Source organism: Sporolactobacillus spathodeae, assembly GCF_016908935.1.
Taxonomy (GTDB): Bacteria; Bacillota; Bacilli; order Bacillales; family Sporolactobacillaceae; genus Sporolactobacillus; species Sporolactobacillus spathodeae.
In genome coordinates this window covers 139,300-154,159 of the sequence record NZ_JAFBEV010000001.1, presented here as the reverse complement: position 1 = coordinate 154,159, position 14,860 = coordinate 139,300, and the positions used below count along the sequence as shown (strand labels likewise).

Genomic DNA, 14,860 nt, shown 5'->3' with positions numbered 1-14,860 from the left:
GCTCTACTTCCTTTGCTTGCAAAATGTGTTATCGATAAATCCCGAAAAACATGAGAAATATTTTACGGGTCTCAAATTATAGCACGTTCTGCGACCGAATCAACGGCTTTTCTTTTTGTCGTAATTATTAATTAATATGCAAATTGAGAATAGCTATTTGTTTGCAGCTGCTCTAGGCTGACACGTATAGTATCGATTATTTGCCCTCAATTCGCGCTCTTGTTACAATATAGAAAGCTGAAAAAGATAAGATCTTTTGAAAGTTTCTTGATTGGTGAAAAGCATAGTTGACAAGTTAGCATTTCACTTAAGAATAATTATCGCCTTGATCCATGAAACAGCGGTATGAAAATGATGAGAAACAGGTTAATTCTGCCTGGGAATTGAGAGGTGATAATCAATGACACTTCATAGAGAACATACATTTTGTGAAGGAACTCGAGAAAATATGACGTGCTCCATTATGCAAAGCAACACTCATTTCTCAAAGGTCGAGATTCTCTGCTTTATTGATCCACTTTGCCCAGAATGTTGGGGTATTGAGCCGCTGATGAAAAAGCTTATTCTCGAATATCATGATTTCTTTACAATACGATATATTCTAACGACAAGGCATGACACAGCGAATCGCTACCAATTCTACCATGCCAAGACCATTGCTGAGGAGTGGGATAAATGCGCGAGACTTACCGGGATGTGTTGCGACAGCGATATCTGGTTCGAAAACCCGCCCTCTCCTTACGCAGTTGCCTTAGCGATTAAAGCAGCCGAATTTCAGGGACAAAACGCCAGCCATCGCTTTTTGCGACGGATTCGCGAGCAAATTTTTCTTCGCAAAGAGGGACTCTGTCAATTTGATGATTTTCTTGAGGCAGCAGCAATGACTCAATTAAATCTAGAGGAATTTCAGACGGATTTTCATTCCTGTCGATCGATCAAAGCGATTCAGTCGGATCGTAAGCTGGCAAATGAGCTATCGATAACTGAACTGCCTTCCCTTGTCTTTTCAACACCGGCTGCGGAATCAGAATCAATAAAGGTAAGCGGTAGATACGACTATGCAGTTTATGTGCAAATTTTAAAAGAATTGATCCAGCACAGAGTACAGGCGGCACCGCATCCGACTTTAGTTGATTTCTTCGCTACGGAACTCTTTCTGACAACAAGGGAAGTATCCGTTGTATACGACTGGACTGAGGAAGAAACACTTAAAGAATTGCGCAAATTACAGCTTAAAAATATCATTCAGCCGGTTGAATTAAAAAGCGGTATCTATTGGAAACATATTTGTCAGTAGCCTGTCATAATTCTAAAGAGAAAACGTGTTCCGAAACTGAAGGGAGCGGGCATTGTGAAACAATTGGCTTTGATTCCTCTGACGCTTCTTTTGATTTTCAGTATGTATCATTTTTTGCTCGGACTGATGCATCTTGAATCGTTGCTACTAACCGGATGTTTTCTTTTCTTTAGCCTACTGCTGACCATTCGCCTACTTACCTGGCAGAGAAATCGTAACTAAAAAACTTGGCTTAGCTAAGTCCTTGGGACACAGCTGAGTCTTATTTTTTTGCATATTAAATTCTGCTGAATGCTTTACCCTTTTTTGCAATACATTCGCTTCCGCTGCTCAGTGTTCCCGCAGATGACTCACACATTGCTTTTGGGTAGCAAAACAACATTAAATTTAAAAAATAGCTATCTTTTAAGCAAAAAGGGCTTGGAATCGCAGGATTCCAAGCCCTTTTTTATACGTGAAGTCTGTATAAAATTTCAGAGGAATTAAGCATAAGAAAAACTTAGACTCAGCCTTCGTCAAATTTATCTAATCTTACTCAATCGAATAGCAAAGATTCTGTCTCATCTAAGACATTTTCAAATACATCCATCGCTTGCTGAATTGACTTCGGATCAGCCATATCGACGCCTGCCTTCTTCAGCACATTAATCGGATAATCCGAGCTTCCGGATTTCAAATAATTTTTATAACGTGCAACCGCTGGCGCGCCTTCCTCAAGAATCTGTCGGGACAACGCTGAGGCAGCGCTGTAACCGGTCGCATACTGATAAACATAGTAATTATAATAAAAATGTGGAATTCTCGCCCACTCCAAGCCAATCTGTTCATCAACAACGATATCTGTACCGAAATACAACTTATTTAAATCATAGTACGTTTGGGTCAAGAAGTCAGCGGTCAGAGCGACACCTTCCTGTGCCTTTTGATGAATGATATGTTCAAACTCAGCAAACATTGTCTGCCGAAAAACAGTCGCTTTAAAGCCCTCCAACTGATTATTCAGCAAATAAAGCTTTGTTTTCTTATCGTCTGTATGCTCAAGCAAGTAATGATTCAATAAAGCCTCATTGCAAGTTGAGGCCACTTCTGCAACAAAGATTGAATAGTCGGCATACGGATATGGCTGACTGGTTCGTGAGTAATAACTATGCATCGAATGACCAAGCTCATGAGCCAAAGTAAAGGTACTATTGATATTGTCCTGCCAGTTCAGAAGAATATAAGGCATCGTTCCGTAACTGCCGCTAGAATAACCGCCGCTTCGTTTATTTTGTGTTTCACGGACATCGATCCAGCGTTTTTTTAATCCTTCGCGAATGACTTCGAGATAATCTTCACCAAGCGGGGCAAGCCCCTTTAGCACGAGGTCCTTTGCTTGATCGTATGTGACCTCAATTTTGGCATTGGCAACAAGCGGTGCATAAAGATCATACATATGCAGCGTATCGAGTTTTAGGGCTTTCTTTCGCAGCGTGACATAGCGGTACATCAATGGCATATTTTTATGAATCGTTTCGACTAAATTATCATAAACCGACTCCGGTATATGATTAGCAAAAAGAGCAGCTTCCCTTGCACTAATATAGTTTCTTGCGGACGCATAAAAATTATCCCGTTTGACTTGGCCGCTTAATGTTGCGGCCAATGTATTTTTAAACGCGCCATACGTTTTGTAGATGCCTTCAAATGTCTCCTTGCGGACACGCCGATTTTCACTCTCCATAAATCGTCCATAGCGCCCGTGGGTAATTTCAACGGCATCGCCGTTTTCATCCGTAATGGTCGGAAATTTTAGATCTGCATTATTCAGCATGCCGAACGTGGTTTGTGATGCATCTGTCACATCACCTGCGGCAGCGAGCAGGGCCTCTTTTTCAGCATCAAGCACATGGGGACGAGTCCGTGTAATTTCATCGATGGCATGACGGTAGAGCCGTAGCGGTTCACTATCATTGAAGAAACGGTCAAGTTCTTCCGGAGTAATAGCAAGTATTTCTGGTACAACAAATGCAAGCCGGCTGCCAACGATGGTTGCCAGATTGCCCGCACGATCATGCAGGGCCTGAAAAGTCGAGTCTGCTGTATCTTGATCATTTTTCATATGCGCATAAACGTAAACTTTATAAAGCAATTCAGTTAGTTCATCCTGTTTTTTCAGTAGCGCATACAAATTATCAGCAGATTGGCCGATCTTGCCTTTATAGGTCTCTGCTTCTTCCATTCGATCCTTGACCATATTGAATGCTGTCTCCCATGCCGCAACACTTGGAAAGATCGCTTCCAAATCCCATTTTTCTTGTACTGGAATTTGATCTCGAGTAGGAAGAACTGTTGTTTTTTTATCAGCCATACAAACACCCCCACCTTCAATGTTTCCTGACACCAAGCGTGATTGCACACTGGTATACGAGTAGAAATCTAATGCTATCGTACCGCTTTTTTCCATTCTGCGCAAAAATAGAATCCCCATAGTCTCTATTTGTCCAATTTTTGAATATAGAGTCTGTCTTGTTTTAACAAGTGGTCAAGTGACGTCATATAACGGATGCTTTCTCCTATATAGGAATAAGCCTGCTGTTTTTTCGCAACAAGATGTAACGCCACAAGTTGTTCAAGATAGACTGCCAGAATCAAGTCAATTCTGGATTCAGAAACAAGCGGAAGTCGGCGCATCGTAAAAAGCGCTTGACCACCTTTTCGGACAGTCACCTGAATAATTTGTGGGATAGTTATCCAGTGTCCTCTAGCTTTTTCAAGTATATAGCAGATCCAAGTTTGCCAAAGATAAGGGGGATTTTTAAAGTGAATATACTGTTCATGGGGAATCCCGCAGAATGCCGGGTACATAGAGAAAGTAAAGTGCCATTGGTAAGCCTGTCTGCGTAGCCAATCCTCCTCATTGCTGACTTTCCGATAGACATTGAGACGCTGTTTCTTTTTTTGTTGCACCCAGCGTTCAATTAAATTATTGATTGGCGATTGAAAATCCGGATAAAACAATTGATAAGGATGTACCTGATCAAGAGGCAGATCTATTTCTTGGGAAATAAAAGAGGTTTTTGTACAGGAGTGGATATTTGAAAAAAATATAAATAGTTTTCGATGCGGATCATAAAAGCAAATATAATACGAAGAAGAAAAAAGAGAGTGGCTTTTTTGCACGGACGGGGGCGCGCGTCGGATCGAACTGGTTTCAAACGCTGAGAGAATCAATCGGTCTTTTCTAAATCTAATCCTGTTGCTGCCAAAAATCCAGATAGGAAGAATACCAGAATGGCAATACCCACAGGTTCGACGTAAATGAACGTCTTCAGGAATATCGCTGCATTGGTACTCAATTGCAATCGGTTCAATACCATGTAAGAAGATATCCGCTCTTTGTTTCAAAGTCTTTAAATAGTATTCCAGTTCAGCCTTTCGACCATTTCGAATGGTCCATAAATATAAATCTTCTTTTCCGCGTAAATGCTGGTCAGTTTCTGGTTCACCATGCACTTGACAATCGCTGTCAGGATAATGCGCAAAATACGGTTTTTTCATTGTCCCTATTTTCAGGCACAATTGACTCTTGCAGACTGGGCAAAAAAACTGATGCTTCTTGCGATCGCGAAGCAACTCATCTCTTGTCTTATTTACTGACAAGAGCGAGAACTGCGTACCATTTTCCAGAAGAGCCACAAGCAACAGCATCACCTCCTAAGAAATCTATGCCTCGGCTGCTCGCTTGCCGCGGGCGCCGCGCGTCTCCTCAGACAAGCGAGAATCTGCGGGGTCTCACTTGGCTCGCTTTTCCCACAGGTGTCTCGCACCTTTGCTCATTCTTATCCCTTAAAAAAACAAATTTTTCCACCAGAAAGCCACAAAAAATGGACAGAGAGGAAAGAAAATTTATCTGTCCATTTTGCGTATTTAATTCAAGCGCGGAAATTTTGCTTTCAAGAGCTGCAAAGCCTGCTCAGCAATGATCTTCTTGCCATATTCTTCAATAACGGATTCAGTGACACCAGTATCCAAACCATACTCCAAAATACGGCTAAGCAACGCATCTTGTTCCTCTTCTTCAGAGTCTTCCGAGAAAATGACTTGAAGATAATATTTATTGTGATAGGCGTAAAGAATAGACGCGGTCTGATCTTGCAAATCTAAAGCATGACTAAGCGTAATCAGATCTTCAATATCTTTAAATTCAATAATAAAAGTAAGATTTGGACTGTCATCCTCTGTCTGTTCAATGCGATCATTTTCTCCATCTGACAAATCTGTCTCTGTTCCGTCTTCCAAACCGGATTCACCATCGTTGCGTACGGGTATTTCGAGATGTTTATCCGGAGATACAGGAATCTGCAGATTAGCGCCATCTTTCGAAATCTGCGCTCGAGTCACTAGAATTTCCATTCCCTTTTCCAATGCTTGAACCCGTATCCATAACGGACCCTCCAATGAAAAAGATTCTTGACTATGTGCTTCATCCATAATTTGCCAAAATAATTCTTCGCTTCGTTCCTTATTAAACCATATTTCCTCAATATCAAATCCGCGATCCTCAATGTCTAGATAGCTAATATAAAACTTCAGTGTATTTTCATTAATTCGCTCAATCTTCATCATACTCTCTCCCTTCTTTATCGATGAGTTTGGGGAGTGACTTAGGAACTGGATTTTATTTTGCGACTTCTTAGGTCATGACTTGCTTATTTTCTTTACTTGCCCTCTTCATGACAGCAATCAAACGCTCTGCTAAAGACGCTAAAAAAGTCTGCCTCACTCAATATTCGGGTGATGTAAAGCTTTGACAGTTTCTCAGGATATGAGACAACTTATCGTACTTTCATTGTATGATAAATTAGGGATGAATGAAATAGTTAAACAAACGTTTTTGAAATATTCCGCAATTAACCAATTCAAATCGGCTCCTATTCATCCTATTGTCGCGGTCGGTTGAATAGAACAGAACACCGATCTGAAATACGGGTCTTTGGGAATGATTGAGGACAAGTTTGCATACGTTTGAATGGTGACCGCGGAAAGGGGTACTCGCTATGTCCTTAGATTACGAAACCATGCTTTTTATCGTTAAAATAATCTTTATCGACATTATATTAGGTGGAGATAACGCAGTAGTTATTGCCCTTGCCTGCCGACGACTACCAGAAAGAAAAAGGAATAAAGCGATCTTTCTCGGCACGGGAATCGCTGTCATTGTCCGAATCTGCTTGACAGCTATCGTTGTCTCATTATTAAATATTCCTTTTTTGTTGTTCGCCGGTGGCTGTTTTCTAATCGTGATTGCGTTCCGTTTGATCACGAACAGGGAAGAAAAAATACATGTTCAGGCTGGTACCTCTTTATTTATTGCTGTCCGAACAATTGTCTTTGCAGATATAGTCATGGGTTTGGACAATATGTTGGCGATTGCTGGTGCGGCTCACGGACATATCGGCTATATCGCCATTGGCCTCCTTGTCTCTGTGCCCATTATTGTATGGGGCAGCAAACTAATATTAATTGCCATGGAACATTTCCCTGTCCTCGTCTATTTGGGAGGAGCTGTGCTCCTGTATACCGCTTCAGAAATGATTCTCTCCGAGCCGAAACTGCTTCCACTTCTCTCAGCGGTTCAAGGCTTGGCACACCTTCTGCCACTAGTACTTATTGCTTCAGTTTTATTGCTCGGCTGGCTGATGAATCTTCATACATCAAGACAAGTGTCCGAAAAATGAGCGTTCCATGACTCATTAAGAATAAATAATATGAAAGCCTTTTAATTGATAATTTTTGTTTGTAAAAGCTTTAATTATTTCTCAAATAGAGGTAAATAATTTGACTAAAGCCTCCGTGAGTAATTGTAAATAATATAAGAAAAACTTGGCATAGCCAAGTCCTTTTTCAACTATTGCGCTACAGTTGCTCACTTGCCCCTAAAATCGCTACAGCTTAACGCACGAAAAGGCCGAAGCGTTTTCTCAAATTGAACGCTTCGGCCTTCAGTATATTTCACGAAACCGCATCGGTTTAGTTAACAAGGCGCTGTGCTTCTTGCAATTGGAACGTGCGAACTTTCCGAGGAAGGAAACGGCGAATTTCATCATCATTGTAACCGACCTGCAATCTTTTCTCATCCAACATGATCGGGCGACGCAAAAGTCCAGGATTATCCCGAATTAATTCGAATAAGTCTTGAATCGACATGGAATCCAATTGTATGTTTAATTCTTGAAAAGATTTCGATCGTGTCGAAATGATTTCATCTGTGCCATCTTCAGTCATTCGCAGAATTTCCTTGATTTCCTCAATGGAAAGCGGTTCCGAAAAAATATTGCGCTCTTTGAACGGTATGTCATGTGCCTTGAGCCAAGCTTTCGCCTTTCTGCAAGATGTGCAGCTTGGAGATGTATATAGTGTAACCATATGTCACCCTCCTTTGGATACTTGGATAGAATAATTGTTTATCACTGAGGCTATTTTTATTATATAATAATTCTTCTAATAATCATACCTTTTTTTATTTGCAATTTATCACATAATTCGACATTAACATCGAATTTTCTTCGATATATGTAAAGAAATCAATTCTCACCGTCACATATTATACACATAGTCAAATCAATGAAATGGGCTCATCTTAGAATTTTTCCGCCCCAAAAATTGCTTCGATTGCTCATTCTAACCGCATGCTTTATAGCGCTCTCATCATCTCCATATGTGTTCACGCCCCTGAAAAAAGATCCAAACGCAAAGAGAGAAACTCTCTTCAAAGAAAGTTTCTCTCATCTTTATTGTTCATCCATTTGTTTGAACGTTTCGTTATGCCGGCAGCTTCACATTCGATGAAGGGACATCCTGCGACTTGGGCTGCAATTGTCCAAGGGTCTCTTTCAGCCACTTTCGAATTGAATTTTTACGTCTGCGCCTGACATTCTTTGGTTTCACGGATTCTCGCCTCCTTTTTATTCTGCGCACTATCTCTCTTCTAATAACATTGTCAACCCGTAAGCTTTTGCTGTCAAGGGGGCTATTGTGTCATTCTGTTGATTCAGAAAGCAGCATTAATTCACATTTCTCAGTTCTATTATATGAAGCAAGCACCATTTTGAACATACGATCGTTGTGCGCTAGCCAAGGTCTTGATATAAAAGTTCAACCTATGCTAAGCTTATTCAATCCCATTATGTGATGCTTGCCCTACTCTTAATAATGTATGTCAATCCAACAGCTTTATTCATCAACGCGAAAGGATGATGATCATGCGAACGGTAACACTTGTCGGCGCACTGATACTTGGCGGTATGATTGTTCTTTATACTTCTACCGGCTGGCCGTCGATGCTCGCCATTAAAATAGGGCTCCTTTTCGAGCTTATCCTATATTTCATCCACTTACTTTGTAAAAGGCGTGGATGATATAAGCCAGGCTATCCCTGGTCTTTATTTTGCAACAACTGAACTTCGGCTGCTCGCTTGCCGCGGGCGACAGGGCGCTTAAGCTACATTTTTTCACAAAAAGCAATAAACGGCAGTTATCCGTAAAAAAAACCATTAGATAATTGTATCTAATGGTTTTTTTAAACTGGACGGATGGTCTTATTAGCCCATCGTTACGCTGTCGTCATGCAAGTGACAGGCGACCCAGTGTCCTTCTTCGACTTCATGCCAATTCGGGCGTATCTCCGCGCAGACTGCTTTTGCGAACGGACAGCGTGTCCGGAAGCGACAACCACTCGGCGGATTGATCGGACTTGGCACATCGCCTTTTAGAATAATTCGTTCGCGACTGCGTTCGATTTCCGGATCAGCAACAGGAATGGCCGACAACAACGCTTGCGTATAGGGGTGCAATGGATGATCGTAGAGCTCATCACTTGTTGCTAACTCAGCCATATTCCCTAGATACATCACCCCGACGCGATCGCTGATGTGTTTCACCATCGAAAGATCGTGGGCAATAAAGAGGTAGGTCAGGCCGCGTTTTTCCTGCAATTCCTGCAACAGATTGACGACCTGGGCCTGAATCGACACATCTAGCGCAGAAATCGGTTCGTCGGCAATAATAAAATCAGGTTCGACCGCTAGAGCCCGGGCGATACCGATACGCTGCCGTTGCCCTCCACTGAATTCATGTGGATAGCGACTCGCGTGCTCTTTATTCAGGCCAACCGTTTCAAGGAGATCATAAACTCTCTCAAGTCTTTCCTTCTTGGATTTAACTAAGCCATGAATATCTAGCCCTTCGGCAATAATATCATTGACCATCATTCGTGGATTAAGCGACGCGTACGGATCTTGAAAAATCATCTGCATTCGACGAGTCAGCTCTTTTTTTCCACTGGTACCAAGCGAGCCTGCGATGTCTTTACCATCAAAAACAACTTGGCCAGCTGTTGGTTCATAGAGGCGAATAATCGTTCGACCTGTGGTCGATTTACCGCAACCTGATTCACCGACTAGCCCAAGTGTTTCACCTTTATAAATGTCAAAGCTCACGCCGTCGACAGCTTTCAAAGTATCGTTGCGCGAAACCTTAAAATATTTCTTCAGATCTTTAACTTCGAGCAATTTTTCTTTATCCGCCATGAATCATTCTCCTCCCACACCAATAGTCTTCGGCGGTTCCACTTTCGGCGCGCGCTCATCCTGAAGCCAGCAAGCGGCTTTCTGCGTTTCAGACAGATGTGTATATGCTGGCATCTGATCGACACATACCTTCATCGCATAAGGGCAACGCGGCGCGAATGGACAGCCTTTTGGCGGATTGCTGAGATCCGGTGGCGTTCCAGGTATCGCCTGAAGTTTATCTGTTTTCGCATGTAACTTTGGCATTGACGAGAGGAGTCCCCAAGTGTATGGATGTTTCGGATTATAAAAGATTTCGTCGAGGGTGCCGGTCTCGACAATTTTTCCGCCGTACATAACCGCGACCCGCTGAGCCATATTGGCAACAACACCAAGGTCGTGTGTGATCAGAATAATCGCTGTCCCGGTGTCTTTTTGAATATCACGCATCAGGTCAAGAATCTGTGCTTGAATCGTTACGTCCAGAGCTGTCGTCGGTTCATCGGCGATTAAGACTTTTGGATTGCAAGCAAGAGCGATAGCAATGACGACACGCTGCCTCATCCCGCCGGAGAATTGATGTGGATATTCTTCCACTCGTTTCTCGGGGTTGGGTATACCGACACGTCTCAACAAGTCGATGGCGCGTTCACGTGCCTGGCTCTTACTCATATGCTGATGAAGGATCAGCCCTTCCATGATCTGTTTGCCAACCTTCATTGTCGGATTCAACGCTGTCATCGGATCCTGAAAGATCATCGAAATATCTTTGCCGCGAAGTTTCATCCAATCCTTTTCGGTGTTGGCGACAAGATCTTTCCCTTCAAAGACGATTTGTCCCTCTTTAATTTTCCCAGGAGGATTCGGAATCAGACCCATCAATGCTTTTGAAGTGACTGATTTTCCGGAACCGGATTCACCAACAATTGCCAACGTCTCGCCTTTATTGAGTTCAAAAGTAACGCCGCGTACCGCCTGAACGTGCGCACCGAATATGTCAAATTGAACCTGCAAGTTCTTTACTTCCAATAGTTTTCCCATCATTTTTCACCTCCCATTTAGCGACGCAGCTTCGGATCAAGCGCATCGCGAAGTCCATTTCCGATCAAGTTGAATGAAATCAGCAGCAAGCAAAGTACCAAACCTGGATAGAGCGTTTGATACGGCTGCAATTGCAGAACTTCATAGCCGCTGTTAATCAGCGAACCGAGCGATGCCTGTGGATCACGAATACCGAGGCCGATAAAGCTGAGAAACGCTTCAAAGAAAATAGCGGTTGGTATCGAGAACATCGTGTTGACAATAATCATACCCATTGAATTTGGAATGAGATGTTTGAACAAAACACGCTTATGGCTTGCGCCAAGTGTGGTTGATGCCAATATGAACTCTTGATTTTTGAACTTCAGCACTTCCCCACGGACAATTCGCGACATGGGTACCCAGTTAGTTAACAGAATGGAAATTGTTATAGTTGTAATTCCTGGTTTCATAATCAAAATCAAGAGAATTGTAAGAATCAAGCTCGGAATACCAGAAATAATTTCTATGATACGCTGCAGTATATTATCAACAGCGCCCCCGAAATAACCAGAAATACCTCCGTATGTAACCCCGATAAAAACGTCTGCGAGTGTTGCAATCAATGCGATCAGTAGCGAAACACGTGTCCCATCCCACGTTCTCGTCCATAAATCACGACCAAGCTGATCTGTGCCGAACCAATGATCCTCATGGACATTGTGTTGTTGGTAAATATCAACGCCTGCTTGTTCACCGCTGAAAAAAGGCAGGAAGGAAAGAGCAGAAATCTTCGGTGGAAGATTTGATTTATTTAAGTCCTGTGTATTAGCGCCGTAATGATTGAAATAAGGACCAAAAATGGCAAGTAAAATAATTAGTGTCAGAATCACTAATGAAGCCAGTGCGCCTTTATTCTGAAAAAAGCGGCGCATGGCATCCCGCCAGACACTGACGACATTTTCAGAAATTTTTTCACTCTCGGATTGTGCCAGGTCAGCCGGCTGAAACATTTCATTGGTAATCTTTTCATTTGCAGACGTCATTAATTATGTCCTCCTGAAACACGTATTCTCGGATCAATGACACCGTACAGCAGATCGACAATGAAAATGGTTAATATAAACAGAGCGGCATACAATTCTGTTGTCCCCATAATCATCGGGTAGTCATTGGTAACAATTGATTTGACGTATTGATCGCCGATGCCCGGAATACCGAAGATGTCCTCAATAACAAGCGAGCCTGTAATGATCGCTGCCGTCAGCGGTCCGAGAATTGTAACAACTGGAATTAATGCGTTGCGGACAGCGTGCTTGAAGACGACTGCGTTTTTTGACAATCCCTTCGCTTTAGCCGTCACAATATAGTCCTGATTAAGGACTTCGACCATTTCTGTACGCATAAAAATCGCGACTTCAGCGAGCACACCAACAGCTAGTGAAGCAACCGGTAGCACATGAGAACTTGCGCCTTCCCAGCCAGCAACTGGAAAGAGTGGGATCGCAACGCCCAAGAAATACTGAAGAATTCCCGCGAAAATGAATGAAGGAATAGAAATTCCAAGCATTGAAAAAATCATCGAACCCCAATCAAGAAATTTTCCCCGATGCAATCCTGCAAATATTCCTAGCAATGTGCCAAGGATTGCCCCAATAATGATTGCTTCGAATCCTAAATTCATCGAAACCGGGAACTTCTGAAAGAGGAGTGTTGTTACCTCTTCATTCCCATATTGGAAAGAGGTACCCATATTGCCTTGCAACAATTCCCAGATATATTTCACATATTGAATGGCAAGCGGCTGATCCAAACCATATTCATGCATTAATGCCTGTCTCTGTGTCGGGTCAAGTTTCGGATTCAGAAACGGCGTGCCCGGCAGCATTTTCATTGCGATAAAGGTCAGCGTGACTACAACAAAAAACGTCACAATCATAAAGCCGATCCGTTTTAGCACATAGCGTCCCAACTGATATCTCCTCCTCTATAAAGCTCAAAGAATCTATCTTGTCTTCCATCATTGTCAAATTAAATGTGCGTTATCCTTTTAACTCATTAAAATAGTGAAGGAGAGTATATGCCAAAGCCGACATATACTCTCCCTCCAAACAAGGTTCACATAACCAGTCTATCCTTCAAATTGTTAATGCTTCGTAATATACGTCTGTGCAAAATCATATTGCGGTCCATATGAAGGCATTGAGAAGTCTTTAACATACGATTTTTGAGCCCAAGTGTATCCTGATTGATAAATCGGAACGATTGGGTAATCAGCCATCATAACTTTTTCAGCTTGGAGCATGTCATTCCAACGTTTCGTTGGGTTGCCAGTTTGAGCTTTACCATCATTAATCAATGCATCGAATTTCTTGTTAGACCATCCAGTTGTGTTTTGCGGGTTGCCCGTTGTCCACATATCCAGATAAGTCATCGGATCCTGATAGTCTGGGAACCAACCGCTGAATGCCAAATCAAATTTGAATTCTTGATTCAGTTTCAGGTAGTTCGCCCAAGGCTGTTGGTTAATCGTTACAGTCACGCCAGGAAGCTTTTCAAGCTGATTGGCGAGGTAAGAATCCCATTGTTTGTATTGAGCGCCATCAGAGCTGAGGAAGGTCAGGTTCAGTTTCTTGATGCCAAGTTCTTTCTTTGCTTTGTTCCAGTATGCTTTCGCCTGTGCTGCAGAGCCTGCAGAATAGCCGTTTACCGGATCAGCACCACGGAAGTCTTTGCCGTCTGGACCCTTAGTGAAGCCCTTCGGAACAACATAGTTCGAACCAACAGAACCGTCATTGAACAGAACTTTAACAAAGCTTTCGCGGTCAATCGCTGCGTTGATCGCTTTGCGCAAGTTCAAGTTTTTCAAGTTCTTGTTTGTTTTCTGGTTGATATAGAGGAAGAAAGTACCTGAATTCAGAGCTGTGTGAATGTCAGATGCATTTGTCTTCTTCATTGCGTTAACATAGTCGCCAGTCAGGCCGACCATGTCAATTTTATTCGTTTTGTACAGATTCACACGAGTCGCAATGTCCGTCTGTACTTGAAAATTAACTGTAGTCAGCTTCGTTGCTTTTGCATTCCAGTATTTCGGGTTCTTTTTGTAAGTCCAGCCTGAACCTTTATTCCATTTCGAGAGAACGAAAGGACCGTTGAAGATTAAGTTCGAAGCGCCCTGTGCAAAATTTTTGCCCTGTTTCTTAACAAAATCTGCACGCAGCGGCATGAATTGCGGCTGAGACAAAATGCTGTAGAAGAATGGAGGAACCGGAGCATCGAAAGTCACTTGCAGCGTTGTGCTGTTCAGTGCTTTAACACCCAGCTTGTTGTACTTGCCATACCAAGCTTTGTTTGTCGGATCTTCAATTTTAGAAGCATTCTTAATACCTGAAGCAGCAAATAAGAAGTTATAAGCAGGTTTCGCTGCTGGGTCGTTCTGACGATGCCAGCCGTAAACGAAATCTTGAGCCGTTACAGGCTTGCCATCGGACCACTTGATGCCCTTGCGAAGTGTGAAAGTAACGGTTTTCTTATCCGCGCTGATTTTCGGAGCTCCAGCTGCAAGATCCCATGCGTATTTGTTATTGTGCATTCTTGTCAGACCGGCTTCTGTCATAGAAATAACGTTTGTTGACGTTGTGTCGGTTGCCAAGTTCGGATCAAGCGTCGGAATATCAGCAGTCGAAGCCAAGTTCAACGTCTGATCCTTTGCTAGTCCAGTGGTGCTTTTGCTGCTGCTGCTTGAGCTACCGCATGCGGAAAGCACAAGACTCAGTGCCAGTACAAAGCTCAGCACTAATGACCATTTTGCTTTACTCTTCATAAAGCAATGACCTCCCCATAATAAATTATCTGTTTTTTAGGTCAATTCAACGTGCATCGCGGCACGCTTAACCTACAACCGATATTATACAAGTTATTCTTGCAAATTGCATTCTTTTTTACAATTATCTATTGGTTTCTGATTTCTTTCGACATAAAAATTGTTGTTCCA

The 14,860-nt window shown here is 42.5% G+C and carries 14 protein-coding genes; 4 read left to right on the top strand and 10 right to left on the bottom strand.

What is annotated here, in order from left to right:
- The first annotated feature begins 400 nt into the window (after positions 1-400).
- Complete coding sequence (locus JOC27_RS00655) at positions 401-1,297, top strand: DsbA family protein (RefSeq protein ID WP_205005056.1); 897 nt, start codon at positions 401-403, stop codon at positions 1,295-1,297.
- Positions 1,298-1,351: 54 nt separating this feature from the next.
- Complete coding sequence (locus tag JOC27_RS00650; RefSeq protein ID WP_205005055.1) at positions 1,352-1,519, top strand: hypothetical protein; 168 nt, start codon at positions 1,352-1,354, stop codon at positions 1,517-1,519.
- A 313-nt stretch (positions 1,520-1,832) separates the two neighbouring features.
- On the opposite strand, the gene pepF is transcribed toward JOC27_RS00650, so the two are convergent.
- The 3 genes from pepF to mecA form a co-directional block, all read right to left on the bottom strand.
- On the bottom strand, positions 1,833-3,647 hold the full coding sequence (gene pepF, locus JOC27_RS00645) for an oligoendopeptidase F (RefSeq protein ID WP_205005054.1): 1,815 nt from the start codon (positions 3,645-3,647) through the stop codon (positions 1,833-1,835).
- Positions 3,648-3,772: 125 nt separating this feature from the next.
- Positions 3,773-4,975, bottom strand: coding sequence for a competence protein CoiA (locus tag JOC27_RS00640; RefSeq protein ID WP_338062750.1), 1,203 nt, complete (start codon positions 4,973-4,975; stop codon positions 3,773-3,775).
- A gap of 231 nt (positions 4,976-5,206) precedes the next feature.
- A complete protein-coding gene (gene mecA, locus JOC27_RS00635) occupies positions 5,207-5,905 on the bottom strand; it encodes an adaptor protein MecA (RefSeq protein WP_338062747.1) in 699 nt (232 codons plus the stop codon).
- A gap of 431 nt (positions 5,906-6,336) precedes the next feature.
- Here mecA and JOC27_RS00630 point away from each other — a divergent pair, with 431 nt between their 5' ends.
- Positions 6,337-7,017 carry a TerC family protein gene (locus tag JOC27_RS00630; protein WP_205005052.1) on the top strand — a complete coding sequence of 227 codons (681 nt, stop codon included), beginning with the start codon at positions 6,337-6,339 and terminating at the stop codon, positions 7,015-7,017.
- A 292-nt stretch (positions 7,018-7,309) separates the two neighbouring features.
- Here the strand turns inward: JOC27_RS00630 and spxA are convergent, their stop codons facing one another.
- Entirely contained in the window at positions 7,310-7,705 is a 396-nt protein-coding gene (gene spxA / locus JOC27_RS00625; RefSeq protein WP_205005051.1) for a transcriptional regulator SpxA, read from the bottom strand.
- Positions 7,706-8,101: 396 nt separating this feature from the next.
- Positions 8,102-8,227 carry a hypothetical protein gene (locus tag JOC27_RS13500; protein ID WP_275587754.1) on the bottom strand — a complete coding sequence of 42 codons (126 nt, stop codon included), beginning with the start codon at positions 8,225-8,227 and terminating at the stop codon, positions 8,102-8,104.
- Between the two features lie 314 nt (positions 8,228-8,541).
- Here JOC27_RS13500 and JOC27_RS00620 point away from each other — a divergent pair, with 314 nt between their 5' ends.
- The gene (locus tag JOC27_RS00620; protein WP_205005050.1) at positions 8,542-8,697 is read left to right on the top strand and encodes a hypothetical protein; all 156 of its coding nucleotides are present in this window, start codon (positions 8,542-8,544) and stop codon (positions 8,695-8,697) included.
- A 183-nt stretch (positions 8,698-8,880) separates the two neighbouring features.
- On the opposite strand, the gene JOC27_RS00615 is transcribed toward JOC27_RS00620, so the two are convergent.
- The 5 genes from JOC27_RS00615 to JOC27_RS00595 all read right to left on the bottom strand — a co-directional run bounded on the left by JOC27_RS00615 (position 8,881) and on the right by JOC27_RS00595 (position 14,689).
- Positions 8,881-9,867 (bottom strand): ABC transporter ATP-binding protein, encoded by a 987-nt coding sequence (locus JOC27_RS00615; protein ID WP_205005049.1) that lies wholly within the window; start codon positions 9,865-9,867, stop codon positions 8,881-8,883.
- A 3-nt stretch (positions 9,868-9,870) separates the two neighbouring features.
- On the bottom strand, positions 9,871-10,887 hold the full coding sequence (locus JOC27_RS00610) for an ABC transporter ATP-binding protein (RefSeq protein ID WP_205005048.1): 1,017 nt from the start codon (positions 10,885-10,887) through the stop codon (positions 9,871-9,873).
- Between the two features lie 17 nt (positions 10,888-10,904).
- Positions 10,905-11,912 (bottom strand): oligopeptide ABC transporter permease, encoded by a 1,008-nt coding sequence (gene opp3C, locus JOC27_RS00605; RefSeq protein WP_205005047.1) that lies wholly within the window; start codon positions 11,910-11,912, stop codon positions 10,905-10,907.
- Complete coding sequence (locus JOC27_RS00600; RefSeq protein ID WP_205005046.1) at positions 11,912-12,838, bottom strand: ABC transporter permease; 927 nt, start codon at positions 12,836-12,838, stop codon at positions 11,912-11,914. Before JOC27_RS00600 ends, opp3C begins: the two co-directional genes overlap by 1 nt.
- Positions 12,839-13,012: 174 nt before the next feature.
- On the bottom strand, positions 13,013-14,689 hold the full coding sequence (locus JOC27_RS00595) for a peptide ABC transporter substrate-binding protein (RefSeq protein WP_205005045.1): 1,677 nt from the start codon (positions 14,687-14,689) through the stop codon (positions 13,013-13,015).
- Between the last annotated feature and the right edge of the window lie 171 nt (positions 14,690-14,860).

Excerpts from the sequence above, each read along its gene's own strand:
- JOC27_RS00655 (WP_205005056.1), top strand. The coding sequence starts at position 401 with ATGACACTTCATAGAGAACATACATTTTGTGAAGGAACTCGAGAAAAT.
- pepF (WP_205005054.1), bottom strand. The coding sequence starts at position 3,647 with ATGGCTGATAAAAAAACAACAGTTCTTCCTACTCGAGATCAAATTCCA.
- mecA (WP_338062747.1), bottom strand. The coding sequence starts at position 5,905 with ATGATGAAGATTGAGCGAATTAATGAAAATACACTGAAGTTTTATATT.
- JOC27_RS00630 (WP_205005052.1), top strand. The coding sequence starts at position 6,337 with ATGTCCTTAGATTACGAAACCATGCTTTTTATCGTTAAAATAATCTTT.
- spxA (WP_205005051.1), bottom strand. The coding sequence starts at position 7,705 with ATGGTTACACTATATACATCTCCAAGCTGCACATCTTGCAGAAAGGCG.
- JOC27_RS00620 (WP_205005050.1), top strand. The coding sequence starts at position 8,542 with ATGCGAACGGTAACACTTGTCGGCGCACTGATACTTGGCGGTATGATT.
- JOC27_RS00615 (WP_205005049.1), bottom strand. The coding sequence starts at position 9,867 with ATGGCGGATAAAGAAAAATTGCTCGAAGTTAAAGATCTGAAGAAATAT.
- JOC27_RS00610 (WP_205005048.1), bottom strand. The coding sequence starts at position 10,887 with ATGGGAAAACTATTGGAAGTAAAGAACTTGCAGGTTCAATTTGACATA.
- opp3C (WP_205005047.1), bottom strand. The coding sequence starts at position 11,912 with ATGACGTCTGCAAATGAAAAGATTACCAATGAAATGTTTCAGCCGGCT.
- JOC27_RS00595 (WP_205005045.1), bottom strand. The coding sequence starts at position 14,689 with ATGAAGAGTAAAGCAAAATGGTCATTAGTGCTGAGCTTTGTACTGGCA.